Consider the following 26,408-nt stretch of genomic DNA (forward strand, 5'->3'; position numbering starts at 1 on the left):
CTTCAATGAATACCTTCTCAATCAATTTATTCACAAGTTAGAGCTTGACCCGACTTCGATTAAATCACATCCCAACTACTCAACCCTCTGTGAACACGGCATCATCGCCGCTTAATTTTGTCCGGAGTATTGATGCATGACAATTTTGGAAAATTCCCGAAAGGCTTGCCATTCAGTCAACCTGATAATTTGACTAAAAATAGTTTGTTTGTTGCGGTGTCTTTGCCATCAAGGTTCCATCAAGGTTTCGGTGGCGGTGGGATGCCTTTCTTTACCTTTTAGTCTAAACTCCAGTAACAAGTTTCTACGGTAAATCATGACCCGATTGCTCAATGGGTTGTTTGGATGGGGAATCGATCGGAGATTTTTTTGTTCAATTTTTTTGTTCAAACAATTGAATCGCACGGAACCAGTAGTAAGCTTCAGATTTTCCAGGTCGGCCAAATCGAGCCTTGGCAACCCACTGCTCTGCGGCTTCGCGATCGCCGTTGAATAAACTAATCAACTTTTGTTGTAATTCAGGAGAGGCTGGGGGCCGATCGCTCAGAGCTTGAAATCGGCTTTTTCCCAATAAAACTCGTAGATTGGATGGAGGCCGGGAGGAACGAGGCTGAGAGTGTCGCTGTGTGTTGGCTGGACTCGCCGATAATTGAACCCAGCTAATTCCTATCACAATCCCAATCAGAATTCCGATCAGTAAAACATTTAGCATCATTGGCGAAGCATTCCAGTTACTTGTGAAATTGTGACGCATTAAAATCACTGCCCCACTCATCCATAGGTTTGGACTGCCACTGATACTTGTTCTGGCAGCAATCGATCGCGTGCTGTGCCCCACTCAGCCGTTCCTGAACTCTCCAAGTCATACCCTGAATTGCTTGCATTAGCTAACCGTTTTGAAACAAATGAGACGATTCAATCCAGGTTGCCCATTCTAGGTTCAAAAATCTCTCTGCAACAGTGTCTACCAGCTTGACCGAGTTGCTTAGCTGCTTCAGCGATCGAACATCGTTTACACGCAATATCACCGAAAACTAAAAATTGAGCAGTTTTGTAAACTGGGATTGACAGAGGGATGCTTTATCCGTAGGCTAGTTTTTCATAGCGATCGCCATGGACATCCTTCTTTCGCGAGATGGTTTGTATGAAGCATGGGGTCGCTGGGTTCCCGAAAATTTAGGCCACTACTCGGGATTGCGGTCACAACCCCAAGTAGCTATTCCCCCTCGCTGAGGTAGCAGCAAGGCGGCTTGTTGAGAATTTTAACATTCGATCGAGCCACTCTTGTTTGTGATGTCAAACGGGGTGGCTCTAAATTTTTGGGCTTTCTTCCGATTCACAACAGGAGAAGCTCAATTATGGCGAAAGGTTCTAGCGATCGGGGCGATCGTTCGGTTCAGCACGAGCGGCAACGCTTACAGATCCACTTAATCGGTCATTACGACTTCATTCAAGACACGATTAATCAATTCCATGCGTTACGTTACGCAGATAGGATTCATTGGAGCCAACCCATGCCGATCGTGCATTCGGATGGGCAATACATCAGCATCCTGAGTCGCGAACGGCTGCGATAACGATTGCAGCATCAGTGTCCGCAGGTTTGTTTCGCAGTCTGTGGGCACTTTGGTTAGGGCGATCGAGGTTCCAGCACCAGCGATCGGCTTTTCAGGTTGTTCTGGGAGCGTCGTTTAAAATTTAAGTAAAGTGTATAAGTTGGAGAGGCGGCTTTACAGCTTACCTGCTTTGCATACTCGCTTAAATCTCAATCCTTCAAGAAGTCAAAACTTATGAGCATAGCGACTAGTCATAAGACAAAAATAACGATTCTGGGAAGACCGGCAGATCAGGGCAGATGGCTTTTGATCCCTTTTGGAATGAGTATTCTACTTTGCTTAGGAAGTGTATATTCCTGGAGTATTTTTAGAACTCCCTTGGAAAATGAACTAGGAATTAGTGCGAGTGAGAGCCTGTTGCCATATGCATTTGTATTGGTTTTCTATGCTGCACTAATGCCGATCGCAGGTTTTTACATTCCTCGTATTGGCACCCGTGTCATAACGGCAGTCGGAGGAATTATTGTAGGTTCAGGCTATATTCTTTCGAGCTTTGCTACCCATGTCGGAATGCTAGTCTTCACCTATGGGGTGATTGCTGGAACCGGGGTTGGTATTACCTATGGTGTTCCCATGGTTGTAGTATCCCGCTGGTTTCCCGATAAGAAAGGATTGGCTGTGGGGTTGACGATCATTGGATTTGGACTCTCACCCTTGATCACGGCTCCCCTGGCGAACCATCTAATCAGTGTCTACACCGTTCGACCCACCTTGCGTATTCTTGGCATCGCCTTTACAGCCATTATTTTAGCCATTTCCCTGACTATGAAGTTGCCACCTAAAGGCTGGCATCCTCGGCAGAATATTGCAGATTCGGCATCGATTTTGGACTCAAATTATCCTAAGAACTTGCTGAAGAGTCAATCGTTTTATGGACTGTGGATTTGCTATGCGATCGGAACTCTAGTAGGTTTGAGTGCGATTGGCATTTCCAGTGCGGTAGGGGAGGAAATCATTCATATCAATCCGACCATGGCTGCTCGTAGTGTTGCCTTATTTGCTCTGTTTAATGGGGTGAGTCGTCCATTATTCGGTTGGTTAGCAGATCGGTTTAAGCCTCACTATATTGCCATTTTGTCCTATGTGCTGATCTTAATCGCCTGTGTGTTAATGGTGAATGCTAAGACTGGACAAGTCGGTACCTACCTCATTGCCTTCTGCCTGTTTTGGTTCTGTCTTGGGGGCTGGTTGGCCATGGCTCCAACCATAACGTTAGGCTTTTTTAATCCTGACCAGTATGCTCAAAACTACGGCATTATCTTTACAGCTTATGGAGTTGGCGCTTTGATTGGAACGTTAGTAACGGGTCGCGTTCGAGATTTATTTGGGACGTACACCTATGTGTTTTACCCCATGGCATTGCTGGCAATTATAGGTATTGTTGTAGCTTGTTTATTGCTCAAAAAAGAAAAATCTTCATCTACTGCGTAAAGCGGGGTAAGGATAAGAAACCCACAAGCACTTGAGAGCCTAACAACATAATAAATAAATAAATAAATAGGCCCTGAGGTGGACGGGCATCGTTCTTCGATGCGGAGTTGAAGTTTACTTGTCGCTGCGGAAAGGGAACGTTAGACCGCTCAGTTTTTGAGAGAAAAAGAAAATATAGATTAGTTGAAACGATGACTATTTCTATCTCGCATATTTCTAGAATAGAAACGATCGCTCTAATGGTTTTTAATTGTCATCGCTAGACAAGCGATCGCGAATAAAATCTCGAAAACAAGTCACCTTGGCAGGTAACAGTCGCCAACCCTCATGGAGTAAATAGAGATCACTGGACTCGCCCACAGACCATTCAGAGAGAACAGGAATTAAACGATTCTCTGGCGTAGAAGCCGCACTAACGAACCGCCCCAAAAAATTCGGTAGTAATGCAATGCCAATCCCCGCGATCGCCATGGTTTGAAGATAGGTAAAATCATTCGCCATCATCCGAGGCTGGAATTTCACTGAGATTCGACGATTCCCTTGCTGGAAGGTCAAAGGTTTATTGCCGGGAAAGCGTTGATGGCAGAGAATACTATGCTGACTGAGGGCGTCAGGAGACTGGGGCGTGCCCTGCCGAGCCAGATAGTCAGGACTGGCAAGGAGCCGCGCCGAAATCGGCATTAAGCGACAAAATAAATAATCTGCATCGGGTAGCGTTTTAGCCACACGCAACGCAATATCAATTTGATGGGTTTTGAGATCGAGCATTTGCTCCGATAGCACCACATCTAAGCGAATCTCTGGATAGCGATCGAGAAAGTCTGCCATCAAGGGTGGAAAAATAGACAGCCCCAAATCCATGGGCATAGTAATCCGCAATAGGCCCGACGGAGCTTGACGGCTATTGCTCAGTTCGGTGGCTCCTTCATCCAACACCGCTAGCGCCTGCAAACTGCGGTGATAAAACGCCATCCCCGCTTCGGTGGCAGAGACCGCCCGCGACGATCGATTGAGCAATTTCACCCCTAACTGATTTTCCAACCGAGTAATGCGACGGCTTACACTCCCCTTCGTTTCCCCCAAGAGTTCGGCAGCACGGGTAATGCCACCACAATCAATGATGGTACAGAGCGATCGCAGATCAGCTAGGTCACCGCTAAACGTTTCCATGGCAGCAAGTTTCCATTTTAGAAACAATGAGTTCCAGATTCACCCATTGTTTCACAATAGTTCACTGATTTATCCTGGGAGACATCAAGACTTTCTCGCTAAAAATGCAGAACATCCTCCCATTTATCCATCCCGCCATAATGTGGGGCTCAGTCGGTTTATACCTGTATGTCGGCTATCTCGGTTGGCAATCTCGCCGGATTCGATTTGTCAAAGGAGAAACCCGCAAAGAATTAATTCAAAACCATGTGGGTGCCAAACACGCGAAAGTAGCCCCTTTGTTACTGGGATTGTTGCTAGTCGGTGGAGGACTCGGGGCGATCGTCAGTTATCAATTTACGAAGGTCTTTCTGGGGGGGCTACACGGACAAATCGGAGCCTTGATGATACTCCTGATTATCGGTGCAGCCAGCTTAGCTCCCATGATGAAAAAAGGAGTGTCTTGGGCAAGACCTGCCCATGCTGGAATTGGCATTCTGTTATTCATTTTGTACCTGTTTGAAATTCCCAGTGGTATGCAAATTGTGCAAGGCATTTTGAAAGCAACAAGCTAGATCGACAACCCTCAGCCAACCCTAATCAACAGGAAATAAAAACATGACCACGAATGAACGTTTACTCGTCACTGGCGCATCGGGACAGCTTGGACAACTGGTTGTAGAAGCACTACTTCACGCCGGACAGACCAATCTGATTGCCACCACTCGCCAGCCAGAAAATCTTGCTCACTTCGCCAGCCGTGGGGTGGAAGTCCGCGCCGCCGATTTCAACCAGCCAGAAACGTTAGTGCCAGCCTTTGCGGGTGCGACGCGCTTGCTATTGATCAGTACGGGCGATGTTGGTTCACGCATTCCCCAACATCAAGCCGCGATCGCGGCGGCTCAAGCGGTGGGGGTTCAGAACATTATTTACACCTCTACGCCAAATCCTGACCATTCTCCCTCAGGGGTTGCGCCAGACCATGCCGCGACGGAACAGATCATCCGAGAATCAGGGCTGACCTATACCTTTTTGCGGAACAATCTCTATGCCGAAAATCTATTCCATAACTTACCGACTGCCTTGAAAACTGGGGTGCTATTAGGCTGCGCTGGAGATGGGAAGGTTGCCTACGTGCATCGCGGCGATTGTGCCAAGGCCGCCGCCGGTGCGCTGTTGCAAGCAGAAAAGTTTGCTAATGTTGCCCTAGATATCAGCGGGCCGATCGCCTATACCTACAGCGAACTGGCTGAACTAGTGGCTAACCTCACTGGTAAGAACTTGGTCTATCAGGATGTGTCGCCAGAAGAATTCCTAGCAGCCTTGGTACAGGGTGGCGTTCCCGAACCCTTTGCACAGCTATTTGTCGGCTTCGATCGCGCCATGCAGCAGGGCGACCTCGCTGCCGTTACTGATGCTGTCCAACAGTTATCGGGACAGACTCCGCAAGATATCACTGAGCTGCTGCGAGGAGGATTGCTTTGAACGACTCTTTAGCTATCCCCACCACGCCTCAGCCATTACCCACCTATTTTATTTCCCACGGGGGTGGCCCTTGGCCCTGGATGAAAGACCAAATACCAGGGTGGGCAATGCTGAAGGCTTCTTTACAAGCCATGCCACAAATGATCGGCACAATGCCCAAGGCGATTTTGGTGATTTCAGGACATTGGGAAGAGTCCACACTTACGCTATCGTCGGCAGCACAACCCCCGATGATCTATGACTATTCTGGCTTTCCGGCCCATACCTATCAGGTGCAATATCCTGCGCCGGGTTCGCCAACATTGGCAGAGCAGGTGCGCGAGTTACTCAGTTCAGCCGGGTTTGCGGTTAAGTTAAATCCCCGTAGAGGATTCGATCACGGGACTTTTGTGCCCTTGGCCGTGGCCTACCCCGAAGCAACGATTCCGGTTGTCCAGCTATCGATGCAGTGCGATTACGATCCGGCGTTTCACCTCGCTGTGGGGCAGGCGATCGCCCCCCTGCGGCAAGCAGGAGTTTTAGTCATCGGCAGTGGCTTGAGCTATCACAATCTTCGGCAACTGGGGCCTCAAGCCAAGCAGCCTTCCCAGCAGTTTGATCAGTGGCTGACTGAGACCCTCTGCACCCTGCGGGGGAGGGAGCGTCATCAACGACTCATCCATTGGAGCCAAGCCCCCGCTGCCCGCATTGCCCATCCCCAGGAAGATCATTTAGTGCCGTTGTTTGTTGCGGTGGGCGCAGCGATCGATGAATTGGGCGATCGGGTCTACCATGAAGATACATTTCTTGGAGGAATTGCAGTTTCGAGTTTTCGATTTGGGTAACGCCAGGTTAGACGCGATTGGGGAGATACAGCCTAAGCTACGCCCTTGGAGGCAGAGGAAGCAGATCTGAGCAGTCAGGAACTATCGCCAATGAGCTTAGGACAGTGGGATGAAATCACTCATCTGGAATCGGCCTAGTTAAGGTTGCTTAACGCTACTCAGAGAGAAAGAACTTTCCATTCTCTGTCCTTCCAGCATTTCAGTTCATGTTTCAGAGTTGTGGTGATTACTATTTCTTTATCGATCGCATCATCAATATCATTACAAATTCGGCACGGACTCATCGATCGAGGCTTTCGCGACATTAATCTATTTGTTTCCCACCATTCGATCGAGATTCTAGCACCAGCGATCGACTCGTTATCCTAGAATCCCTTTCACCTAAAAAACTGGATCCCACTTTATAATTCGTAGGATCCAGATTCTTCAATTTATTTAGTTGTCTTAAAACAAGACATTCGCTTCGAATTGAACCATCAAAACCATTTAAACTCGAGCCAGAAGCAGGTCTGCGAAAGATATCAGGATCCAGCTCTGGAGAAATCTATTTAATTGTTATGGAGCGTGTCTTCAGAACTGCGTTGTGCCTTGATGGATTGAAGCTGCTGGAGAAGGGAGTCAGCTTCGGCCTGAAGATGCAGGAACTTGACCTGCTGATCTTCGTTGTAGAGGGCGCGCATCCGTTCAACCACTCGATCGCGACTAGAAGATTCAGTTAAGGGGGCAGATGTCATCATCGTTTTAGTCATGTTGCTTACTCACACCGCGTTTTTATCTTAGCTCAAGCGTCAGAGCAAATTGTATCTTTATGTTGCATTTTTCCCACGAATGTGGAGTTTTGTCCATCTCAATTTTCGGAGTTCTTTACAGTTCTTTACATTTTTTCTAGACCCTCCCTGTAATCTTCACCGGAGATCACGAGGCCGGATGCCCGATCGGGGTAGACTAAGATCTCCTACAGTACATCCTCTAGTTGAATTCAAGCACTTAAGACCGTGACCCTAAGCCTGTCTGCCAATGAATCCAGTTTGCGTCAACCTGTCGCCCAAACCTGGAATGGGTTGATTGATGCCTATCGGCGCTATCTTCCTGTGACAGATTCAACGCCGATCGTCAGCCTGTGCGAGGGGAATACCCCCTTAATCCCAGTACCCACGATCGCCGCAGAAATTGGACGGGGGGTTCAGGTCTATGTGAAATATGACGGTCTTAACCCCACCGGAAGTTTCAAGGATCGGGGAATGACCATGGCCATTACTAAGGCTAAGGAAGCTGGGGCGAAGGCCGTTATCTGCGCAAGTACTGGGAATACGTCTGCTGCCGCTGCCGCCTATGCCCGCCGGGGAGGGCTGCGAGCCTTTGTGTTAATCCCCGATGGCTACGTGGCGCTGGGTAAGTTAGCCCAGGCATTGCTTTATGGCGCGGAAGTTCTGGCCATCCAAGGGAACTTCGATCGGGCCTTGGAAATTGTGCGAGAAATGTCAGAAACCTACCCCGTCACCTTGGTCAACTCCGTCAACCCCTACCGCTTGCAGGGCCAAAAAACGGCGGCCTTTGAGGTGGTAGATGTTTTGGGGGATGCCCCCGACTGGCTCTGCATTCCCGTGGGCAATGCGGGAAATATTACTGCCTACTGGATGGGCTTCAATGAGTACCAGGCAGAGGGCCGCTGCTCCAAACTGCCGAAGATGATGGGCTTTCAAGCAGCCGGATCCGCACCATTGGTCACTGGAGAAGTAGTAAAGAACCCGGAGACCTTGGCAACGGCGATTCGGATTGGCAACCCGGCCAACTGGGACAAGGCGATCGGGGTGCAGCAAGCCAGTGGCGGTGGGTTCAATGCGGTCACCGACGATGAAATTATTGCGGCCTACCGGAAACTAGGCGGGAACGAAGGGATTTTCTGTGAGCCTGCCAGTGCCGCTTCTGTAGCAGGTTTGCTGAAGTTCAAAGATGAAGTGCCTGCGGGGGCGAAAGTGGTCTGCGTGTTAACCGGGAACGGCTTGAAGGATCCAGACTCTGCTATTAAGTTCAGTGAGAATAATTTTCACCAGGGCATCGCCCCGAATTTGCAGGATGTCGCTACGGTCATGGGCTTCTAGGTCATCCCATTCATCTAAGTCATCCCATTACCAAGTCAGGCCAGCGAATCCGGTGACGGGAAAAAGGGAAAGGGATTGAACGGAGATTAGACTGTTCAATCCCTGTTTGTTTATGGAAAAGTTTATGGAAAAAGATTGAACGTTAGTCAGAAGTTCTCATTTTTCTCAGCGTGTCCATGGCATCGGCGAGGGCAAGGGTCATGTCCTTGCGGGTACGATCGTGGGCTGACTGTTCTTCCTTGAGAGCTTGGGCCAGTTGTTCCCGTTCTGACCAGACTTTGGCCAGTTGCATTTTTAAATCTTCCATACTGACGAAGCCATCGGTTTGGGTGGCGGGATCGGTTTGGGTAGCAGGGAGTGAGGAACCTTGATCAGGAACCGTTTCTGGCAGAGCGTTGGGAAATGGGGCGATCGCGGGGCCAGATTGCAGTTGGGTTATTTCGCGTTGCAACGCAGCAATTCTCGTCTGCATAGCCGTAACATCCTGTCGCCGCTGTTGGGCTTCGGTTTCGTACAACTGTCGCCACTTGTCAGCGCTGGCGGTTGTCTCAGCAAGATTTTGCTGAAGATCGGCGATTTGTTGCTTCAGGTCTTTAATTTCGTTTAGCCACTGGACAATTTCTTGGGACATTGGATGCGGAGCAAAGATGAAGAATTTAGTCGGCAGGAGTATTTATTGTAATCACTTCCAGTTTTTTTGAGCCTGCTCTAAGACATAGGCTGCAACATTCTCGATTTCCTCGGGGGTTAGACGATCGGCGTAGGCGGACATGTTGGCTTTGCCGTTGGTGACGAGGGCGATGATGGCGTCTTGAGTAGCGACTTGATTTTTCTCCAGTGCTTTGAGTTTCAGCGTTTTGCCGCGCCGCACAATGTTACCGCCCCCGTCATGGCACCCGGCACAGTGGAGGGAAAAAACCTGTTGGCCTTGGGTGAGGTCGATCGCGCGGGCGGGCATTGCGGCACCCAGCCAGAGGCTAACGGTCAGCAGGAGCATGAGATGTAAAGGCAGAATGAGCCGTTTCCAGGTTGTGCGGAAGCCAGACAGACAGAGGGGTTGGGAGTCGATCGCGCAGTGGATGGACAGGATTTTGGGCATTGGGTGGAATACCTGATGGAGGAGTGATGGCGGCTGGACAGCGCGCGGGACACAAAGGACACGATCGGCTTGACTAACCACTATCAGATATTATCCAACCTGTAAGTCACTGGCCGTGTCTGGCGATCGTGTTCTGGTTTCCTCTTTTTGCGGGGGGGCTTTACTCCAATCCTTGATCGCGTTCCATCATGCTGACGTATTGCCAGTCGGAACCGGGCACGGGCATTGGTGAACTCCAGCGAATGCGATCGCTAAATCGTAAAACATGGAGCTGATTAATCGCGGATTGCACTTCCTCTCGGGTGCCGAATAAGTAGAAGCGAAAGGGTCTTCGATCGGACTCACTGGCGCGATCGAAGTTCACAAAGCCAGTCAACATGGGATTTCTCCTGGTTGTAGATGGGGGAAGAAATCCCAAAAATTAAAGCCACCCTTTTGCGCAGGACAAGTAGGGTGGCCCGATCGAATGCTAAAATCCGTGTCAGACCGCCTAGCTGCTGTATCCAGCTTGGGGTTTAGCTGCCTTACGTTGTTGGACGCAACTAGGGCAGCGCTTTAATTTTTGGGGTCTTAGCTGATGCGGTCGGGACTTGCGAACACGGTTGCATTCAGCTATGAGAAACAAGCCTAGGGGGAAACTGGGGCGCTGTCAACTATTTTGCGATTGTTTACGATGTTGTGATGTTTGGTAACGTGGCATCTGGCAACAGAGCATTTTGGCAACATGTGTCTAGTCGTGGGGCTTTTGGTGACAATGAGGTGAGGTAAGAATCGAATACGCTGAAGCAATTCCTTTAACAATGTGTCCTTTGTTATTTCAATTTCCTCAGAACTGTTTTCTTCAGAGATATAGCGACTACCTGCACTATTGATTTTTCTAGACTTAATTTTTTCTAGAAAAGCTGTTCTAAGTCTCGATAACCACTAATGATTCTGACAATATCAATACCGTCTGGCCTAGGATAATAAAAAATCAGGTAGTCTTCTACAGGAGCACCTCGTAGATTAGGGGCGAGTTGATCATACGCCTTGCCCATACTAGGAAATTGGGCGAGGAGCTTTGCCTTTTTTCGGATTGCATCAAACGTTTTACTAGCGGCCAAGTCATTACTTTGAGAAATATACTGGCAAATAGACTCTAAATCCTGAATCGCTTCTGCGGAGAATGAGTAGGTATTCATGATTCAGTGGAAAAGCCATATTGAGTTTGTAACCGATCGAAGACTTGTTCTCCGTCAGTGACTTCTCCACGTTGAATTTGTTCAGTCCCAATCTCAATCATTTGTTTGAGTTCACGTAGTTTTTGGTGCTTGGCAGCGAGAAGGGCGATCGCGTCGTTGATGAGATCGTCAGGGTTAACGTAAGCACCGGATTCAATCTGTGTCTGAAGAAATGCTTGTTGTTCGGGTCTCAGGGTAATATTCATCCCAATCTCTCGTAAATCACGTTAACCTCCCCCCTATTTTAACTTCTCCTTCGGAAGGCAGCCTGCAATTGGGGGTAAAATCTGGCTAGAATTAAGTAGTAAGGCTGCGAGGATTATCAGGCAATGAATGTGCAATTAGTCGATTCCATTCGATCGCTTATCGATGCATTGCCAGAGGAAGAACGAAGTGAAATTTGTCGTTACCTCATGCAAAATAAAAATGCTCAATCAGTTGACTTAAATCAATTCAGTGGTGTTATTCAACTTCAGCAAGATCCCTTGGTGTACCAGCAACAGATTCGCGATGAGTGGACAGCATGACAATTCGATACGTGCTAGATACTAATGTGGTTTTGTATTTGCTAGGTGGACGTTTAATCAATCCACTGCCGATCGGCGAGTTTTATCTATCTGTGATCAGTGAGATGGAAATTTTGTCCTATCATTCACTCACTGGGCCAGAACGTTTACGCATTCAGCAATTTCTCTCTCAGGTGACGATCGTTGATTTAGGGGGATCTCTGAAACGTGAAGCGATCGCACTTCGTCAAAAGTATCGCTTGAAATTACCAGATGCAATTGTTTGTGCAACGGCGTTATCAATTGGTGGAACTCTATTGAGTAACGACGTACAGCTAGGCAGAGTCACTGAGATTAATGTAGAAATGGTTGCGATTCAATGATAGGGATTTGATCGCGAACATCGCCCCAAACTTCGTCTGGATCGATTGTCAACCCGGAAGCAATCATCTCTTCCCGATAAGCGTCGATCGTGTCTACGATGGTCATTTTGGGTTTTGCGATTTGGCGCGATCGAATGAGCTGAAGCAATTCCTCTAGCAATTCCTCATCTGCTGTTTCGAGTTCTTGAAGTAGGGTTTCTTTGAGTATCATAGGACGATTGACCTTTATTCTGTAAATAGGTTGATCAGGGGAACTCCTGTTCCGATGAAATCTTTTTCATTTCGAGTGATGAGGGTAAACCCGCCATGGAGGACTGTAGCGGCAATGAGGGAATCCATTAGAGGTAAGACTCGACCTTGTACTTCTAATCTAGCAATGAGGTTTCCCCAGAGAATCATAGTATTGAGATCTAAAGTCGGAGTTCTACCCGAAAAGCGGCTAAGCAAATCGTTTTCTAGCCAATGTTCAAGGTCTGCTTTTCGTCGAGAGTCAGGAAGTCTACGAATGCCTTTTGTCAGTTCTCCGATCGTGATGACGGATAAGTATAAATCACTGGCAACTTGTGAATCCAGCCAATCAAGGACAGTTTGATTAGGGCGTTTTGCAATGAGTTCTGAGATAATGCAGGTGTCAAGGAGATATTTCATAGAATGACTCGATCGGGAATAGGACTCTGATCACGAGTGAGATCTAATTCATCTGCGAATTCACACAGTGGAGAGTTGCGGAAGAAGTCTACGATCGAGGTTTGGTTGATGTTTTGGGTGTGATCCAAGGGGGTAGAGGCTTCGCTAACGGCCTGAGATGGGAGAGCTAAGCTTTGGGCAATGACTTGAATGAGACGAATCCGTTCGTTACGATCTAGCATGAGCAGTTGTTGCTCTAGTTCCTGAATCGTCATGATGGTTCTCCCTAAAGCGATCGACGCTTCCATTTTAACTGCTCTATTTTCTTACTTCCACTGTCTGCAAATCCGCTGCATTTCATCGACGATGCCCCGCAGGGCTCCTGCTCCTCCCATTTCCTGGATCGCAGGGGCGAGGTGGCCTAAGGCAGTCATGAGGTCGGCGCGGGTACCTTTGGCGAGGGTGTGGAGGAGGGGGTGCCAGCGGGGGAGGATTTCGGTGAGGGGAAGGTGGGGGAGACAGGTCGTGAGAGCGTTGGGTTGGGTGAGGGAATGGATGGCTTGGTAGACTTGGGGTAAGTCATCAGCATTGTCGATTTGCGCCAGACTACTCAATACCTCTGCCCGTTTGGATTCATCGTGAATTGAATGCGCTGCTTGCAATGCTTCTGAGAAATCGGCTTGCTCGAGTTTCGCTAATGCTGTCAAAACCCTTGCACAACCGTACTCATCCTGAATTAAACGCGCTGCTTCCAATAATTGTGAGAAATCGGCATGGTCGAGTTTCGCTAATGCTGTCAAAACTCTTGCACAACCGTACTCATCGTCAATCGATCGCGCTGCTTCCAATAATTGTGAGAAATCGGCTTGCTCGAGTTTCGCTAATGCTGTCAAAACCCTTGCACGCCTGTCCTCATTCTGAATTGAACGGGCTGCTTCCAATGCTTCTGAGAAATCGGCTTGGTCGTGTTTTGCTAATGCTGTCAAAACCATTGCACGACTGTACTTATCCTGAATTGAACGGGCTGCTTGCAATGCTTCTGAGAAATCGGCTTGGTCGTGTTTCGCTAATGCTGTCAAAACCCTTGCACGACTGCGCTCATCCTGAATCGAACGCGCTGCTTGCAATAATTGTAAGAAATCGGCTTGGTCAAGTTTCGCTAATGCTATCAAAACCCTTGCACGACTGTACTCATCCTGAATTGAACGCGCTGCTTCCAATGCTTCTGAGAAATCGGCTTGGTCGTGTTTCGCTAATGCTGTCAAAACCTCAGCACGACTGGACTCATCCTGAATTGAACGCGCTGCTTGCAATAATTGTGAGAAATCAGCTTGGTCGTGTTTCGCTAATGCTGTCAAAACCTCAGCACGACTGGACTCATAACGAATTGAACGCGCTGCTTGCAATAATTGTGAGAAATCGGCTTGGTCGTGTTTCGCTAATGCTGTCAAAACCTTAGCACGACTGGACTCATCCTGAATTGAACGCGCTGCTTGCAATGCTTCTGAGAAATCGGCTTGTTCGAGTTTCGCTAATGCTGTCAAAACTATTGCACGACTGGACTCAGACTTAATTGAACGCGCTGCTTCCAATGCTTCTGAGAAATCGGCTTGTTCGAGTTTCGCTAATGCTGTCAAAACTATTGCACGACTGGACTCAGACTTAATTGAACGCGCTGCTTCCAATGCTTCTGAGAAATCGGCTTGTTCGAGTTTCGCTAATGCTGTCAAAACTATTGCACGACTGGACTCAGACTTAATTGAACGCGCTGCTTCCAATGCTTCTGAGAAATCAGCTTGGTTGAGTTTCGCTAATTCTGTCAAAACTATTGCACGACTGTACTCATCCTGAATTAAACGCGCTGCTTCCAATGCTTCTGAGAAATCAGCTTGGTTGAGTTTCGCTAATTCTGTCAAAACTATTGCACGACTGTACTCATCCTGAATTAAACGCGCTGCTTCCAATGCTTCTGAGAAATCAGCTTGGTTGAGTTTCGCTAATTCTGTCAAAACCTCAGCACGACTGGACTCATCCTGAATTGAACGCGCTGCTTCCAATAATTGTGAGAAATCGGCTTGTTCGAGTTTCGCTAATGCTGTCAAAACCTCAGCACGACTGTACTCATCCTGAATTGAACGCGCTGCTTCCAATAATTGTGAGAAATCGGCTTGTCCGAGTTTCGCTAATGCTGTCAAAACCTCAGCACGACTGTACTCATCCTGAATTGAACGCGCTGCTTGCAATAATTGTGAGAAATCGGCTTGGTCGTGTTTCGCTAATGCTGTCAAAACCCTTGCACGACTGTATTCATCCTGAATCGATCGAGCTTTCTCCACTGCAATCTGTAACAGAGACTTCGTTAAATAAGTTGCTAATGCCTCAATCGCCACACCAATCGTCCATTCATTCTGCATTTGTTCGACATAAGCCCAAGCCCGCTCCACCGACCAAAACCCACCCTTCACAAATGCTGCCATCACCCCCGCAGGCAATTGATCCAGCAATGTATTCAACGTCGCGGTGATGAAGGCGTACCGCCCCTGAAGCACGATCGATCGTTCCGGCTCCTGCCTATACAGCGCCTCCGCCAATTCCCAAGCCCGCTGCACATCCTGCACAAAAATCCCAGGTTCCCCAATCTCCTCACAAGCCTCAAACCAAGCATTCCGCCCCGCCCCATCACTCAGTCCCAGCAACTTGTGAACCGCAGCCTCCCGTCCCGCCATCACCAAATGCCAAGTCAAATGCCGATGAATATACCCATCCTTCGGCAACCCCAACAAATACGCCCCCGCCTCCAACTTGCCATAGCGACCCACAAACGCCCCATGGGCCGCCGCCAAACTCTCCACCCCCGCCAAACATCCCGACTCAATCAACCCCCGCGCCGTATCATGCATCAAATCATGCACCCGATACAGCCCATATCCCTCAGACTCCCCCGCACCCGTCAAAAACGATCGCTTACACAACTCAATCAGCCCCTTCTTTGCCTCCACCTCCCGCACATCCCACAACGTCCGCACCATCCGCCCATCAATCCGCACATCCTCCGGCAACACCCCCAACCAAGCAAACCGCCGCAACTGCTCCGGGTTCAACCGCCGCAAACTCAAATTAAAACAAGCCTTCAAACTATACTTGCGCTCCTCCCGCTCCCGCTCCGCCGCCGCCATCAACTCAAACGACTCCGACGAATCCAAAAGCTCCAACGCCACCGCCCGTCGCTCATCCTCAAACTCCGCCTGAAGCTCCCCCCAGCTCAGCCCCTCCGCCACCAAATTCGCCGACAAATCCAACGCCAACGGCAAAAACCCCACCACCCGCGCAAACCGCCGCACCGCCTCCGCCTGCCCCTCCGACCAAGCCCTCTTCAGCTTGCGCCGCACCAGCTCGATCGCCTCCGCCTCCGTCATCAAATCCAACGCATAATAATCCGCCCCCGCCAGTTGCGCCTCCCGCGTCGTCACCAACACCCGACACCCCGCACCCCCCACCCGAAACCACTCCGCATGGGCCGCATTCCACACATCATCCACCACCAACAGCATCCGCCGTTCCGCCAGCAAACTCTGCAAATACCCCTTCGCCCCCTCCAACGTCGTCGCACTCAAACTCTCCTTCGACCTGTCCAACGTCCGAATCCAATCCCCCACCAACCCCAACAAATCCGGATTCTGCCCCAACGTCACCCACAAAATCCCATCCGCGAACCGTCCCTGCACCTCAGGATCTAGCACGATCGCCGTCGCCAACACCGACTTCCCAAGGCCACCCAACCCCGCGATCGCACTCACTACCAACGTCCGCTCACCCTCCGCCAACAGCCGCTCCTTCACCGCCGCCAGCGCCCCCGGCCTCGCCACAAAATTCTCCGGCAACCGCACCCCCGGCATCGGCGCACCCGGCCTCATTAAAGATTGTGTTGCTTGCTGTGCTGTAATCGGCGTTGTCGTTTGCGTTTTTGAATTACTCGATCGCCGACTTTCCCAGAGCTGATCAAACGCTTCTAAATTGCGTTCAACCTTCTTGTTCCACAACCGTAACGAAAAATGCCACCTATCCGATCCCTTCTTCTGCGTCCGATGATCATCCAGAATCCCCACAAAATCCCGCAAATCACCCAACGCCTCACCCGTCTGGGTCTTCGCCTTCTTGAACTCTGGCGTATTCGCTTGCAACTGAGGATTAGCAATCAACGTTAACGCTTGTAGCGTCGTCTCGATCGTCAACCTTGGCGGACAAACCTCAGCCCAATCCGCATTAAACTTCAGCCCACAGCCTCGATCTTCCCGATCTACGCCCTCCAAAATCGCTTGAAGCAGCTTTCTAGCCCTAGCTTGTGGAATTGAGCCATAGGATTTCTTCGAGGCAGCAGGCATGAATCGATCGTCGGGTAGCGTCTTTGCCGCTATTCTAGTCCCGCTCTACGCAATCTTCAATAAATTGCCTGCATCCCCTCCCCTAAACCGCCGCAAACTCCGTAAACTCTCTCACATGAGGAGGCTGAAACCCCAGCACGATCGCCTCTCGCTCCACCCCCGCTGCCAACAGATCCGTCGCCACTCCCTGCTCCGTCCAATCCTCCTCCACCCACACCTTGCCATCCCGCAACCGCAAATGAATCACATTCCGATTCACCCGCCGATCTCCATCCCAGCCCAACCGCATCAACACATACTGATCCTGCGACCCATCACACAACAGCAACGTCTCTAAGTCTGGATTCTCCGATCGGGCATAAAGCTGGTAATAATCAGCCATCACCCTCTGAATTATGGTTCGATACTCGTTGACTCGATCCACTGCACCACAACCTCCTGCTTTACATCAAATACCAACAAATTCACCCCTTCCCGCTCCACCATCAACTGTGCCAACGGTGATTGAAAGCGTTCCTCATAAATCGTAGATGTAATCGCTAAATACAACCGAAACCCTAAACTTTGTTCATCGATCACACTTTGATACATCGCATATTGACCGATCGCCGCCTGAAGATCTGCAATAAACGATCGACCTATAAAACTTTTAACCTCCACCAAAATTTGCCTTGTACCACGGGTCGCCACAATCGAGCGTTCCGCCGCAAAATCCGGATACAAACTATCCCCGCCATACTCCAACTCATAGTCCTCCTGCAAGATTCGCCAACCATCCTTCAGCAAAACCTCACGCACCGTCCTATGGTAAATATCCTTCGCAGGCATCGTTTCTCCGTCTCATCCCACCTTCATTGTACAAATTCAGCCCTACCCTGAACCACCCAAAAAGTTTCCGGGAAAGTTTCGGGGGAAGAAACTTCCAGACTCCCCCAAACTGCTCCAAAGCAATCATCACAAGCATTTTAGAAATTTTCCCCATCCCCTTGCCTTGCAGGATCCCCCAAATTTTTTACTGAGGGTATCAACTTGATGAGGCCACTGACCCATGACTGATTCCACCCAACTCACAGCAATCCAACCCACAGCGACCCAACCCATCACCATCCAACCCACCACACCCCAAATCCCCACCCCCGACACCCAAATCCCGATCGACCCCAGCAATCCCCTCTGCTGGCTCCTCGTCCTCGCCACCCTCCTCACCGCCACCGAAAAACCCCTCAACGCGATCGCCAACCTCCTAAAAATCCTATCTCCACTCCTCCCCAAACAACCCAAAAAGAATCCCAAATCCAAACGCAAATAACCGATCGTATGAATTAACCCAGTTATTCTTCGGACTGCAACACAGTTTGGATAGCTGTTAGCAATTCTTGAGCCGTATAGGGCTTCTGCAAAAATGCCTTCACCCCTATTTTATTTAATTCAGTAATTTGGTTATCTGAAATTAAACCACTCGTTGCAATCACCTTAGCATTTGGATTCATGGTGTACAAGATACGAATTGCGGTTAATCCATCCATCACTGGCATCATGATATCCATCAAGACTAGCTCAATTTCCTGCTGATGTTCCGCATAGAGCGCGATCGCTTCCATACCATCCTGAGCCATTAAAGTGCAGTAATGGGCATCTTCCAACGTCGTCGTCGTCACCTGCCGGATGAGGGCTTCATCTTCTACCACTAGAATTAAGGTTCCATTACCGCCTAGGGTTGACCACTCCTGCTGAATCGCATTGCTTGGAGCTACCGTTTCCTCGATCGCGGGCAGATATATTCTAAATTGGGATCCCTGCCCTACTTGACTCTGGACTTGGATAAGTCCCCCATGACTTTTCACAATTCCCAACGCGATCGACAGACCTAATCCTGTGCCTTTCCCCACATCTTTAGTTGTAAAAAATGGGTCAAAAATGCGCTCCAGCAATGTCGATGGAATTCCCATTCCCGTATCCGTCACGGCAACCATGACATAGGCACCGGGATGAGCCTCTACATTCGATCGTACAAAGGCTTCATCAATCCAAAGATTGTCCGCTGCGATCGTCAGCACCCCGCCTTGGGGCATGCTATCGCGAGCATTGACACAGAGATTCATGAGCACCTGATGGATTTGGGTCACATCCGCAGAAACCATCCAAAGACGATCCGCCAAAATTTCAATCTGGAGTTCAATATTTTTAGGAAAAGTTTGGCGGATGACTCGGCTGATTTCAGTTAATAAATGCCTTAATTGCAGCGGCACCCGCACCCCTTCTTCACCTCGGGCAAAAGCAAGCACCTGCCTAACTAAATCCGCCCCTCGCCTTGCACTATCTTCGATCATGTCCAACAATCGCTGGGTTCGTGCATCCAAGTTTGGGAATTTTAAGTTTAACAACTGCGCGATCGCTAAAATCGGCGTCAGGATGTTATTAAAGTCATGGGCAATTCCGCTGGCTAACGTACCTAAACTTTCTAACCGTTGGGAGCGGCGCAGCGCTTCTTCAGCTAACTTACGATCGGTGATATCTTCCGCAATGCCAACTAAGCGATAGGCTTCTCCCTGAGCATTCGTAATGGGAAACCCCCGATCGCGTATCCAGTGCAGCGTCCCATCGGGATGCACAATCCGATATTCCTCGTCGTAGGTTCCTCCGAGGGACTGGGTAAAAAACTGGGTTTGAATTCGGTGCCGATCCTCCGGATGGATGGCTGCTAACCAATCGGAGAAGTCAACTCCGCCATCGGGTTGGCAGGGTTGGCCCCAGATCCGACGATAGTTAGGGCTGACATAGAGAAATTGTTGACCCACCGGATCAGCCATCCAAAACACACTTTCGACAATATTCTCTGCCAATTGCCGAAAGCGCTCTTCACTTTCCCGCAGGGCTTGTTCCGCTTGGTGTCGTTTTTGTCGTTCCTCGGCTTCCCGGAGTTCCCGTTGCACCGCTGGAACCAGTCGGACGAGCTTACCTTTGGTGATGTAATCATGAGCCCCGGCTTTCATGGCAGCCACGGCAGTTTCTTCCCCAATGGTGCCGGAAACAATGATAAACGGCAAATCCTGTTGGTGTTGTTGCAACAGTTGCAGCGCTTCTGGGGCGCTAAACTGTGGCAGGGTATAGTCCGCAATCACGAGATCCCAAGACTGGCGATCGAGGGCTACTTGCATTTCTGTTGCAGTCTCTACCCGCACAGAATCTACCCGATACCCCCCGCGTCGCAATTCGCGCAGGAGCAATAGGGTATCATCCTCGGAATCCTCGACTACCAGAACCCGTAAGTGGGAACTCATCTTGAACTACCTCCCCTGGGCTAATTCTAACTAGGTGGCGGCTCATTCATTAACAGCCAGTACATGCCCAATTGCCGAATTGCCTCGGAAAATTGCACAAAATCCACAGGTTTTCGAATGTAACTATTGCACCCTAAGCTATAGCTATTGAGCAAGTCTTGTTCTTCACTAGAGGTCGTTAAGACAACAATGGGTAAAAGCTTGGTACGATCGTCCTCGCGCAAACGCTGCAATACCTCTAAACCAGTAATGCGAGGCAGTTTGAGATCTAACAAAATCACTGCGGGTTTAACATTGGTATCTCGACCTTCATAGAGCCCCGTACCAAATAAATAATCCAAGGCTTCCACGCCGTCATGGGCTACCACAATTTCATTACCGATGTGATGACGCTTCAGCGCCCGAATGGCTAACGCTTCATCATCAGGATTATCTTCCACCAGCAAAATAACTTTCTGTGCAGCACTGCCACTCATGATTCCTCCATGTTTTCCATTAAGGTGAAATAAAAAGCTGCGCCGCGATTAAGGTGTCCTTCTGCCCAAATCCTTCCACCGTGGCGACGCACCACCCGCTGCACCGTCGCCAATCCGACCCCATTTCCTGGAAATTCATGCATTCCGTGCAACCGTTGGAAGGGTTGAAAGAGTTTGTCCATATATGACATATCAAATCCGACTCCATTATCCCGCACAAAATAAATGAGATTATTGCAGGTGGGCGGGGGATCAACGGCCCCGATCGGAGCAGAATCAGCTTCAGTCCGGTGTATTGCACCAAACTCAATGCGGGCTTGCGGCTGCTTGGCCGTAAATTTCCAGGCATTGCTCAGTAGGTTTTCCATCATAACCCGTAGCAACAGAGGATCTCCTTGGGTGACTAAATCCGGTTGAATCACACAGTCAATCGATCGTGACGAATCGATTTGCTGCAAGTCCCAACACAGTTGACTGGCCACATGACTTAGATTGACCGTTTGCCAACGCAAATCACTCCGAGTGACCCGCGACAGCATCAGAAGTTCGTCAATTAACTGACCCATGCGTTGGCTGGCAGCACGGATTCGCTGTAGATAGTCTTGCCCATTCTCGTCTAAGTGCTCTAAGCAGTCTTCCAGCAAAGCTTGGCTGAATCCATCAATACTGCGAAGGGGAGCGCGGAGATCGTGGGACACAGAATAGCTAAAAGCTTCCAATTCTTTGTTGACGGATTTGAGTTCGACAATCGCTTGGCGCAATTCTTGATTAAGACTGTGGGCGCGTTGCTCCGCCTGTTGCCGATCGGAAATTTCCTTACGCAACTCAGCCATTAACTCTGCATGGTACAGCGCGACTCCTAAATGCTCAGCAATTTGAGTTACAAATTCAATTTCCGTCGAACTCCATTGGCGTGGCCCCCGGCATTGATGAATACAGAGCAAACCCCACAACTTGGATCTCAGTAAAAGCGGGACGATGAGATTAGCCCGCACCTGAAACTGAGCTAAGACCTGGATATGACAATCACTCAATCCGGCGTCGTAAATATCGGCAATGGCTTGTATGCGTCCGGATTGATAGTGCACGGCGAACTGATCGCCAAAGCAATGGTCGTGCACAGGTTCCGCGATCGCTGAAGAAAATTCCGGATCCACATCCTCTGAAACGAACTCCCCATCATCCCAACCGGAGTCTGGATAGAACCGAAACATCCCCACCCGATCGACGGCCAGTAATTGGCGAATTTCAATCGCGGTGGCTTGGAAAATTTCTTCTAGGTCGATCGGTTCCCGTAGCCGAGTAATGACATGCAAGAGGGCCTTTTGTTGCTCTAGTTGAAAATTCGCATTTTTTGCAGCTTGTTCTAGGGGTTGCAGTTTTTGGAGCAGCATTTGTTGACAGTTCTCAAACGCGGCCTCATCTCGACAGTCATTGCGGAGTTTGTCCCAGAATTCTGCATCCATTCACTATCACTCCTATACTTCTATCTTACGTTCTGGATGTTGTAGATCTTGATGTTTTAGATACTGCCGTAAGTACTGTCGCAGACGTGTTTATAGAATATAGACTGGGGGTAGACAACGTTGGAAAGATACAGGCAAAATTCTTACCAGTTAGTATTACCAATTAGCGTTACTCATTAATTCTTAGCATTTAATTCTGACTCGTTCGTGTCTGGCAATTAATTTTTACTCATTAGTTTTACTAATTCGTCTAGCTAGTTTAAATTCCTACGAGCAAGCAAGGTCTGGCTTAGGTGAACGGTATCCCTAGGTAAACGGCACCCTAAGTGAACTTTAAGGTGATCCAACAGAAATGAGTTACATATCGCAATAATACTTATCACATACCGTAATAATACTTTACTAATTGCAAATATCTGCAACCAATAACACGATCGCGGATCCTTTAAGCAGATCTCCAGATCAGGTATGCATCGAGCAGTTGATGGATTAGAACCGTCGGGATGTAAGCCCTTAACGAGTCAGTTGAGCCATCATACGATCGGCCTGACCGCCATAACTTCCGCCAAATAAATTGAAATGGTTCAGCACATGATAGAGGTTATAGAGAATTTTGCGGGATTCATAGCCGGAATCCAGGGGATAGACTTCGTTGTAGCCCTGGTAGAATTCCGCTGAGAAACCGCCAAACAGCTCGGTCATGGCCAAGTCCACTTCCCGATCGCCCCAATAGGTCGCAGGATCAAAAATCACGGGTTCGCCTTCAGCGGTCACGGCGGCGTTGCCACCCCAGAGGTCGCCATGGACGAGGGAGGGCTGGGGGTGATGGTCGGCCAGGAGGGCAGGAATTCGGTCTAGTAGGCGATCGCCCTGGGGAAAATGTCCGCCCCGCCGTCGCCCCAGTTCCAGTTGGTAGCCAATGCGATGCTCTTGCCAGAAGGTGGCCCAATCTGCCGTCCAGGGATTTTTCTGGGGGGTGGAACCGATCGTGTTGTCGCGTTCCCAACCAAAGGCCGTGGCTTTGCGGAATTGGTGTAGGTGGGCTAATTGCCGACCCATTTCCCGATCGGCAGAACGGCTTCCCCGACCGAGATCCAACCATTCCAAAACCAGGTAGCAAGCAGATTCAGCAACACCCTGGCAAATGGGTGCGGGAATACGAATGGTATGGGTTTCGAGCAGATGTTGCAGTCCCAGGGCTTCCGCTTCAAACATGGACCATTGTTCGGCGCGATTCAGCTTGACGAAATAGGTCAGATCGCGCCCCACCAGCCGATAGCCTTGGTTAATACAACCGCCCCCGACCGATCGCCGATCGACTAGTTCAAAGGGTTGCCCCGTCACTTGATGAATCCGCTGACAGATTTGCTCCCACATGCGATCGGACTCCTCTCCCTTAGTCTCCTTTGGCCCTCAGCTACTAGATTAGCGCTTCCTGGCCAGTAGAGAATCAAACGATGGTAGGATTTTGGCAGATCTTGCTGCAATTCATTGCACCCATCGTCGCTCCCACCCGATCTGTACCATGCTGACTTCGATCGTGATTCATGTTAGTCACCATAGCGTTTTGGTTGCAAATTCAGGCATTCCACTGTTTAGTCAGAGTGTTTTTTATCAAGTTTTTCTATTGCTTCCAATTATCGCGATCGAGGCATACGTTCATCGTCAAAGACTTGCCATCAGCATTCTTAATTCTGTTTGGTTATCAATTTATACCAATGTGATTTCTACATTACTTGGAGGGATCCTAGTAGTCATTCCATTTGGCGCATTTTTAGGACAGAGCCTATTGGGATCTTCGGTACCTGTGCAGCCGGGGGCTTTCCCGTTTCTGCCGCTGGAAATCATGGTGACGCTGATTCCGATGTATGTTTTTTCGGCGGTGGTGGAAGGTTGGGTTGGGTCGTTGAGTCTAAAAAAAATCGATCGTCTCGATCGTCAAGCCATCGGTCGGTCTTTTTGGCTAGCCAATGCCTTTACCTACGGTATGTTAGAGGTGTTAGCGATCGCGCAGTTGGTTAAGGGCTATTTGGAAGGGCGCGGTTAGGCAATCGGACTGCGATCATGGGAACCAGGCTGTAAGCAGACATGGATCGATCGGGCATTGGCATTTTCCCTTGAGGCGAGATTAGAATTGAGGCATGGGGTGGATTCGCCCTTGAAGGACATCTTTGGAGGCAAAACCGATGACCATTAGCTTACATAATTTTGAGTGGGAAGGGGTGCGGTTGGTGCAGGTGGAAACCCAGCCCCACCATATTGCAGGCGTCCTCAGCGAAATTCGCGACGTATTGGAAGAGTCGGATTGTGAGTGGGATGACATTTATTCCGCCTATTACGATTGTGATGAGGATGAAACGACGACCTTCTATGAGGGCGAAAGTGCAGAGGAAGGAAGTCCAGGGATTTGGACCTATGTTGTATACGAGTGTGAAGCAGGCGAGGAAACCGTTATTACGAACGCAGATATCAATACCAGTCAACCGGCATTGCAATTGCAAAAGATTATTGCAGATGTTATGGCAACCAGTATGCTGAGTGAGCCGGAGCAGGTACAGAAATTAACCGCGATCGCGCAGGCCAATGGAATCGCACCGGAAATTTTAATTCCTTCAGATTAGATCCTCGTGTTGGCCCAAAAACCGGGTTTTTCAGAACAACCCGGTTGTTCAACGCTTGTCTACTCCGCAGCCCGATCGCGCTCCATCATGCTCACGTATTGCCAGTCCGAGCCGGGTACAGGCATGGGTGGACTCCAGCGCACTCTGTCGCTAAATCGCAAAACATGGAGCTGATTAATCGCTGACTGCACTTCCTCACGGGTGCCAAACAAATAAAACCGAAAGGGCCTGCGATCCGACTCGCCCAGGCGATCGGACTCACCAAAACTAATAAACATGGGGATTTCTCCTTGGGTTGCGATCGGGAAGAAACCCAAAAAATTAAAGCCACCCTTTTGCGCAGGACAAGTAGGGTGGCCCGATCGAATGTTAAAATCCGTGTCAGACCGCCTTGCTGGTCAGAACAGCTTGGGGGTTTAGCTGCCTTACGTTGTTGCGAGCAACTGGGGCAGCGCCTTAATTTTCGGGAAACAAGCTGATTCAATGCCCTACGGGCGGTCTTCGGCCAACGGGGCCTAAAGACACGGTTGTACTCAGCTATGAGAAACAACCCTACAAATAAACTCAAGTTCTGTCAACCGTAGTCAGACATTTCGCAAAAGTGCAAATCGGCAACACTGATTCTCGATAGATCGCTTCTCTACAGCCAGCGATCGAGGCAACTCACTCTCGATGAGAATCACCTGAGAAACCCATAAATTTTTCCAGTGAAACCATTAAAAATAATAGGGCAAGTTTTTAGACTGCAATCATTCTGCCAGACTTTTTGGCAGTCATAATCAATTTATGCAACTGATCACTATCTGATCTCAATATTGCATCTTAATGATTGTTGTAATTATTCATTGCAGCGATGGTTTATTTTTCATTGTTCATTGCAATCTAATACCAAATCAATTTATGATTGCAACATATAACGATCCCCCTAAATCCCCCTTAAAAAGGGGGACTTTGAAAGAATTTGCCTGAATTCCCCCCTTTTTAAGGGGGCTAGGGGGGATCGGATCTGTAGCATTAGTTAATCAATTTGGTATAAGACGTGCAGCTAAAAACATCATAATCATGAAATCTAGAATTTTAGCAATCCTCTGCCTAGCCCCCTTGCTCATCCTAGGTTGCACCAGCCAAAGCCCCCCCAGCGCAACCTCCCCCCAAGCCAGCAGCCAAGCCAGCCCGATCGACCGATCAACTGCCGATCCCACTGCCGCCACCCCTACCGCTTCGACTAAAACTGCTCCGCAAGCTACTTCAACCAAAGCGATTAAATCCGGGAGTTTCGTTTCCGGGGAACATGAAACGAAAGGCACCCTAAACATCCTGACCCAAAATGGGCAGAGCACTTTAGTTTTAGATCGGACCTTTAAAACCTCAGAACTAGGCCCCGATCTCGTCGTGGTGCTCCATCGCTCCAACAACGTCCTAGGTTCTACTAAACCGCCCGCCTATCCACTGAAGGAAGGTGACTACGTTGTCCTCGCACCCTTGCAAAAATTTTCCGGTTCTCAACAATACGCCATTCCCAATAGCATTAATCTCGCAGACTATCAATCGATCGTGATTTGGTGTCGTAAATTCAATGCCACCTTTGGCGTCGCTCAACTAACGCCTGCGTAAATTGCCCTCACAGCAATTCTCCTCACAGTCTCTGTTACGGCTTCCTCATCTGGAACGATCGGGAACCTAGGATTACCGCCCCTGTTCATCCTTTATAGAGATCTTTTATCCGCGTTCTACCTGCCT

32 protein-coding genes are annotated in these 26,408 nt (G+C 49.2%); 12 read left to right on the forward strand and 20 right to left on the reverse strand.

Annotated features, from left to right (window positions below):
- Window positions 1-373: 373 nt before the first annotated feature.
- Entirely contained in the window at window positions 374-715 is a 342-nt protein-coding gene (locus ACN4EG_RS19035) for a hypothetical protein (protein ID WP_431631761.1), read from the reverse strand.
- A 16-nt stretch (window positions 716-731) separates the two neighbouring features.
- Complete coding sequence (locus ACN4EG_RS19040; RefSeq protein WP_431631762.1) at window positions 732-866, reverse strand: hypothetical protein; 135 nt, start codon at window positions 864-866, stop codon at window positions 732-734.
- A 492-nt stretch (window positions 867-1,358) separates the two neighbouring features.
- Between ACN4EG_RS19040 and ACN4EG_RS19045 the strand changes: the two genes are divergently transcribed.
- Window positions 1,359-1,577, forward strand: coding sequence for a hypothetical protein (locus ACN4EG_RS19045; RefSeq protein ID WP_431631763.1), 219 nt, complete (start codon window positions 1,359-1,361; stop codon window positions 1,575-1,577).
- A 213-nt stretch (window positions 1,578-1,790) separates the two neighbouring features.
- Entirely contained in the window at window positions 1,791-3,047 is a 1,257-nt protein-coding gene (locus tag ACN4EG_RS19050; RefSeq protein ID WP_431631764.1) for an L-lactate MFS transporter, read from the forward strand.
- A 246-nt stretch (window positions 3,048-3,293) separates the two neighbouring features.
- On the opposite strand, the gene ACN4EG_RS19055 is transcribed toward ACN4EG_RS19050, so the two are convergent.
- Window positions 3,294-4,217, reverse strand: a complete 924-nt coding sequence (locus ACN4EG_RS19055) for a LysR family transcriptional regulator (RefSeq protein ID WP_431631765.1) — start codon at window positions 4,215-4,217, stop codon at window positions 3,294-3,296.
- 104 nt (window positions 4,218-4,321) lie between these two features.
- Between ACN4EG_RS19055 and ACN4EG_RS19060 the strand changes: the two genes are divergently transcribed.
- The 3 genes from ACN4EG_RS19060 to ACN4EG_RS19070 are packed head-to-tail and all read left to right on the forward strand — an operon-like array spanning window position 4,322 to window position 6,505.
- On the forward strand, window positions 4,322-4,771 hold the full coding sequence (locus ACN4EG_RS19060) for a DUF4079 domain-containing protein (RefSeq protein ID WP_431631766.1): 450 nt from the start codon (window positions 4,322-4,324) through the stop codon (window positions 4,769-4,771).
- A gap of 43 nt (window positions 4,772-4,814) precedes the next feature.
- Window positions 4,815-5,681: an SDR family oxidoreductase gene (locus tag ACN4EG_RS19065; protein WP_431631767.1), complete on the forward strand. Its 867-nt coding sequence runs from the start codon at window positions 4,815-4,817 to the stop codon at window positions 5,679-5,681.
- Entirely contained in the window at window positions 5,678-6,505 is an 828-nt protein-coding gene (locus tag ACN4EG_RS19070) for a DODA-type extradiol aromatic ring-opening family dioxygenase (protein WP_431631768.1), read from the forward strand. Before ACN4EG_RS19065 ends, ACN4EG_RS19070 begins: the two co-directional genes overlap by 4 nt.
- Window positions 6,506-7,053: 548 nt before the next feature.
- Here ACN4EG_RS19070 and ACN4EG_RS19075 read toward each other — a convergent pair.
- Window positions 7,054-7,254, reverse strand: coding sequence for a hypothetical protein (locus tag ACN4EG_RS19075; protein WP_431631769.1), 201 nt, complete (start codon window positions 7,252-7,254; stop codon window positions 7,054-7,056).
- A 246-nt stretch (window positions 7,255-7,500) separates the two neighbouring features.
- Between ACN4EG_RS19075 and thrC the strand changes: the two genes are divergently transcribed.
- Window positions 7,501-8,607 carry a threonine synthase gene (thrC, locus tag ACN4EG_RS19080; protein ID WP_431631770.1) on the forward strand — a complete coding sequence of 369 codons (1,107 nt, stop codon included), beginning with the start codon at window positions 7,501-7,503 and terminating at the stop codon, window positions 8,605-8,607.
- A 142-nt stretch (window positions 8,608-8,749) separates the two neighbouring features.
- Here thrC and ACN4EG_RS19085 read toward each other — a convergent pair whose 3' ends face one another.
- The 5 genes from ACN4EG_RS19085 to ACN4EG_RS19105 all read right to left on the reverse strand — a co-directional run bounded on the left by ACN4EG_RS19085 (window position 8,750) and on the right by ACN4EG_RS19105 (window position 11,132).
- A complete protein-coding gene (locus ACN4EG_RS19085; protein ID WP_431631771.1) occupies window positions 8,750-9,238 on the reverse strand; it encodes a hypothetical protein in 489 nt (162 codons plus the stop codon).
- A gap of 51 nt (window positions 9,239-9,289) precedes the next feature.
- Window positions 9,290-9,706 carry a c-type cytochrome gene (locus tag ACN4EG_RS19090; RefSeq protein WP_431631772.1) on the reverse strand — a complete coding sequence of 139 codons (417 nt, stop codon included), beginning with the start codon at window positions 9,704-9,706 and terminating at the stop codon, window positions 9,290-9,292.
- Window positions 9,707-9,866: 160 nt separating this feature from the next.
- Window positions 9,867-10,085 carry a hypothetical protein gene (locus ACN4EG_RS19095; protein ID WP_431631773.1) on the reverse strand — a complete coding sequence of 73 codons (219 nt, stop codon included), beginning with the start codon at window positions 10,083-10,085 and terminating at the stop codon, window positions 9,867-9,869.
- A 514-nt stretch (window positions 10,086-10,599) separates the two neighbouring features.
- Window positions 10,600-10,887: a type II toxin-antitoxin system RelE/ParE family toxin gene (locus ACN4EG_RS19100; RefSeq protein ID WP_431631774.1), complete on the reverse strand. Its 288-nt coding sequence runs from the start codon at window positions 10,885-10,887 to the stop codon at window positions 10,600-10,602.
- Window positions 10,884-11,132 (reverse strand): ribbon-helix-helix domain-containing protein, encoded by a 249-nt coding sequence (locus tag ACN4EG_RS19105; protein ID WP_431631775.1) that lies wholly within the window; start codon window positions 11,130-11,132, stop codon window positions 10,884-10,886. The genes ACN4EG_RS19100 and ACN4EG_RS19105 overlap by 4 nt, the downstream gene beginning before the upstream one ends.
- Window positions 11,133-11,255: 123 nt before the next feature.
- On the opposite strand from ACN4EG_RS19105, the gene ACN4EG_RS19110 reads away from it, so the two are divergent.
- Together ACN4EG_RS19110 and ACN4EG_RS19115 are read left to right on the forward strand one after the other, a co-directional pair.
- Window positions 11,256-11,453, forward strand: coding sequence for a hypothetical protein (locus ACN4EG_RS19110; RefSeq protein ID WP_431631776.1), 198 nt, complete (start codon window positions 11,256-11,258; stop codon window positions 11,451-11,453).
- Window positions 11,450-11,815, forward strand: a complete 366-nt coding sequence (locus tag ACN4EG_RS19115) for a type II toxin-antitoxin system VapC family toxin (protein WP_431631777.1) — start codon at window positions 11,450-11,452, stop codon at window positions 11,813-11,815. Before ACN4EG_RS19110 ends, ACN4EG_RS19115 begins: the two co-directional genes overlap by 4 nt.
- Here the strand turns inward: ACN4EG_RS19115 and ACN4EG_RS19120 are convergent.
- From ACN4EG_RS19120 to ACN4EG_RS19145, 6 genes are all read right to left on the reverse strand, one after another.
- A complete protein-coding gene (locus ACN4EG_RS19120) occupies window positions 11,787-12,026 on the reverse strand; it encodes a hypothetical protein (protein WP_431631778.1) in 240 nt (79 codons plus the stop codon). The two genes, ACN4EG_RS19115 and ACN4EG_RS19120, sit on opposite strands and share 29 nt — an antisense overlap.
- Before the next feature lie 14 nt (window positions 12,027-12,040).
- A complete protein-coding gene (locus ACN4EG_RS19125) occupies window positions 12,041-12,463 on the reverse strand; it encodes a type II toxin-antitoxin system VapC family toxin (protein WP_431631779.1) in 423 nt (140 codons plus the stop codon).
- A complete protein-coding gene (locus tag ACN4EG_RS19130; protein WP_431631780.1) occupies window positions 12,460-12,717 on the reverse strand; it encodes a hypothetical protein in 258 nt (85 codons plus the stop codon). Before ACN4EG_RS19130 ends, ACN4EG_RS19125 begins: the two co-directional genes overlap by 4 nt.
- A gap of 51 nt (window positions 12,718-12,768) precedes the next feature.
- Window positions 12,769-16,824 (reverse strand): NB-ARC domain-containing protein, encoded by a 4,056-nt coding sequence (locus ACN4EG_RS19135; RefSeq protein WP_431631781.1) that lies wholly within the window; start codon window positions 16,822-16,824, stop codon window positions 12,769-12,771.
- 82 nt (window positions 16,825-16,906) lie between these two features.
- The gene (locus ACN4EG_RS19140; RefSeq protein ID WP_431631782.1) at window positions 16,907-17,206 is read right to left on the reverse strand and encodes a XisI protein; all 300 of its coding nucleotides are present in this window, start codon (window positions 17,204-17,206) and stop codon (window positions 16,907-16,909) included.
- Window positions 17,207-17,217: 11 nt separating this feature from the next.
- Window positions 17,218-17,652 carry an element excision factor XisH family protein gene (locus tag ACN4EG_RS19145; RefSeq protein ID WP_431631783.1) on the reverse strand — a complete coding sequence of 145 codons (435 nt, stop codon included), beginning with the start codon at window positions 17,650-17,652 and terminating at the stop codon, window positions 17,218-17,220.
- A gap of 220 nt (window positions 17,653-17,872) precedes the next feature.
- On the opposite strand from ACN4EG_RS19145, the gene ACN4EG_RS19150 reads away from it, so the two are divergent.
- The gene (locus ACN4EG_RS19150; protein WP_431631784.1) at window positions 17,873-18,133 is read left to right on the forward strand and encodes a hypothetical protein; all 261 of its coding nucleotides are present in this window, start codon (window positions 17,873-17,875) and stop codon (window positions 18,131-18,133) included.
- A 22-nt stretch (window positions 18,134-18,155) separates the two neighbouring features.
- Here the strand turns inward: ACN4EG_RS19150 and ACN4EG_RS19155 are convergent, their stop codons facing one another.
- The 4 genes from ACN4EG_RS19155 to ACN4EG_RS19170 all read right to left on the reverse strand — a co-directional run bounded on the left by ACN4EG_RS19155 (window position 18,156) and on the right by ACN4EG_RS19170 (window position 23,424).
- Window positions 18,156-20,105, reverse strand: coding sequence for a hybrid sensor histidine kinase/response regulator (locus ACN4EG_RS19155; RefSeq protein ID WP_431631785.1), 1,950 nt, complete (start codon window positions 20,103-20,105; stop codon window positions 18,156-18,158).
- 26 nt (window positions 20,106-20,131) lie between these two features.
- The gene (locus ACN4EG_RS19160) at window positions 20,132-20,581 is read right to left on the reverse strand and encodes a response regulator (RefSeq protein WP_431631786.1); all 450 of its coding nucleotides are present in this window, start codon (window positions 20,579-20,581) and stop codon (window positions 20,132-20,134) included.
- Window positions 20,578-22,047, reverse strand: coding sequence for a GAF domain-containing protein (locus ACN4EG_RS19165; protein ID WP_431631787.1), 1,470 nt, complete (start codon window positions 22,045-22,047; stop codon window positions 20,578-20,580). Before ACN4EG_RS19165 ends, ACN4EG_RS19160 begins: the two co-directional genes overlap by 4 nt.
- A 513-nt stretch (window positions 22,048-22,560) precedes the next feature.
- A complete protein-coding gene (locus ACN4EG_RS19170; protein ID WP_431631788.1) occupies window positions 22,561-23,424 on the reverse strand; it encodes a fructosamine kinase family protein in 864 nt (287 codons plus the stop codon).
- Window positions 23,425-23,515: 91 nt separating this feature from the next.
- On the opposite strand from ACN4EG_RS19170, the gene ACN4EG_RS19175 reads away from it, so the two are divergent.
- Complete coding sequence (locus tag ACN4EG_RS19175) at window positions 23,516-24,094, forward strand: hypothetical protein (RefSeq protein WP_431631789.1); 579 nt, start codon at window positions 23,516-23,518, stop codon at window positions 24,092-24,094.
- Window positions 24,095-24,233: 139 nt separating this feature from the next.
- Window positions 24,234-24,668, forward strand: coding sequence for a hypothetical protein (locus ACN4EG_RS19180; protein ID WP_431631790.1), 435 nt, complete (start codon window positions 24,234-24,236; stop codon window positions 24,666-24,668).
- Between the two features lie 59 nt (window positions 24,669-24,727).
- On the opposite strand, the gene ACN4EG_RS19185 is transcribed toward ACN4EG_RS19180, so the two are convergent.
- A complete protein-coding gene (locus tag ACN4EG_RS19185; RefSeq protein ID WP_431631791.1) occupies window positions 24,728-24,946 on the reverse strand; it encodes a hypothetical protein in 219 nt (72 codons plus the stop codon).
- 784 nt (window positions 24,947-25,730) lie between these two features.
- On the opposite strand from ACN4EG_RS19185, the gene ACN4EG_RS19190 reads away from it, so the two are divergent.
- Complete coding sequence (locus tag ACN4EG_RS19190; RefSeq protein WP_431631792.1) at window positions 25,731-26,282, forward strand: DM13 domain-containing protein; 552 nt, start codon at window positions 25,731-25,733, stop codon at window positions 26,280-26,282.
- Window positions 26,283-26,408 lie beyond the last annotated feature (126 nt).

The sequence above is a fragment of the Alkalinema pantanalense CENA528 genome, from assembly GCF_050753345.1.
GTDB classification, from domain to species: domain Bacteria; phylum Cyanobacteriota; class Cyanobacteriia; order Leptolyngbyales; family Leptolyngbyaceae; genus Alkalinema; species Alkalinema pantanalense.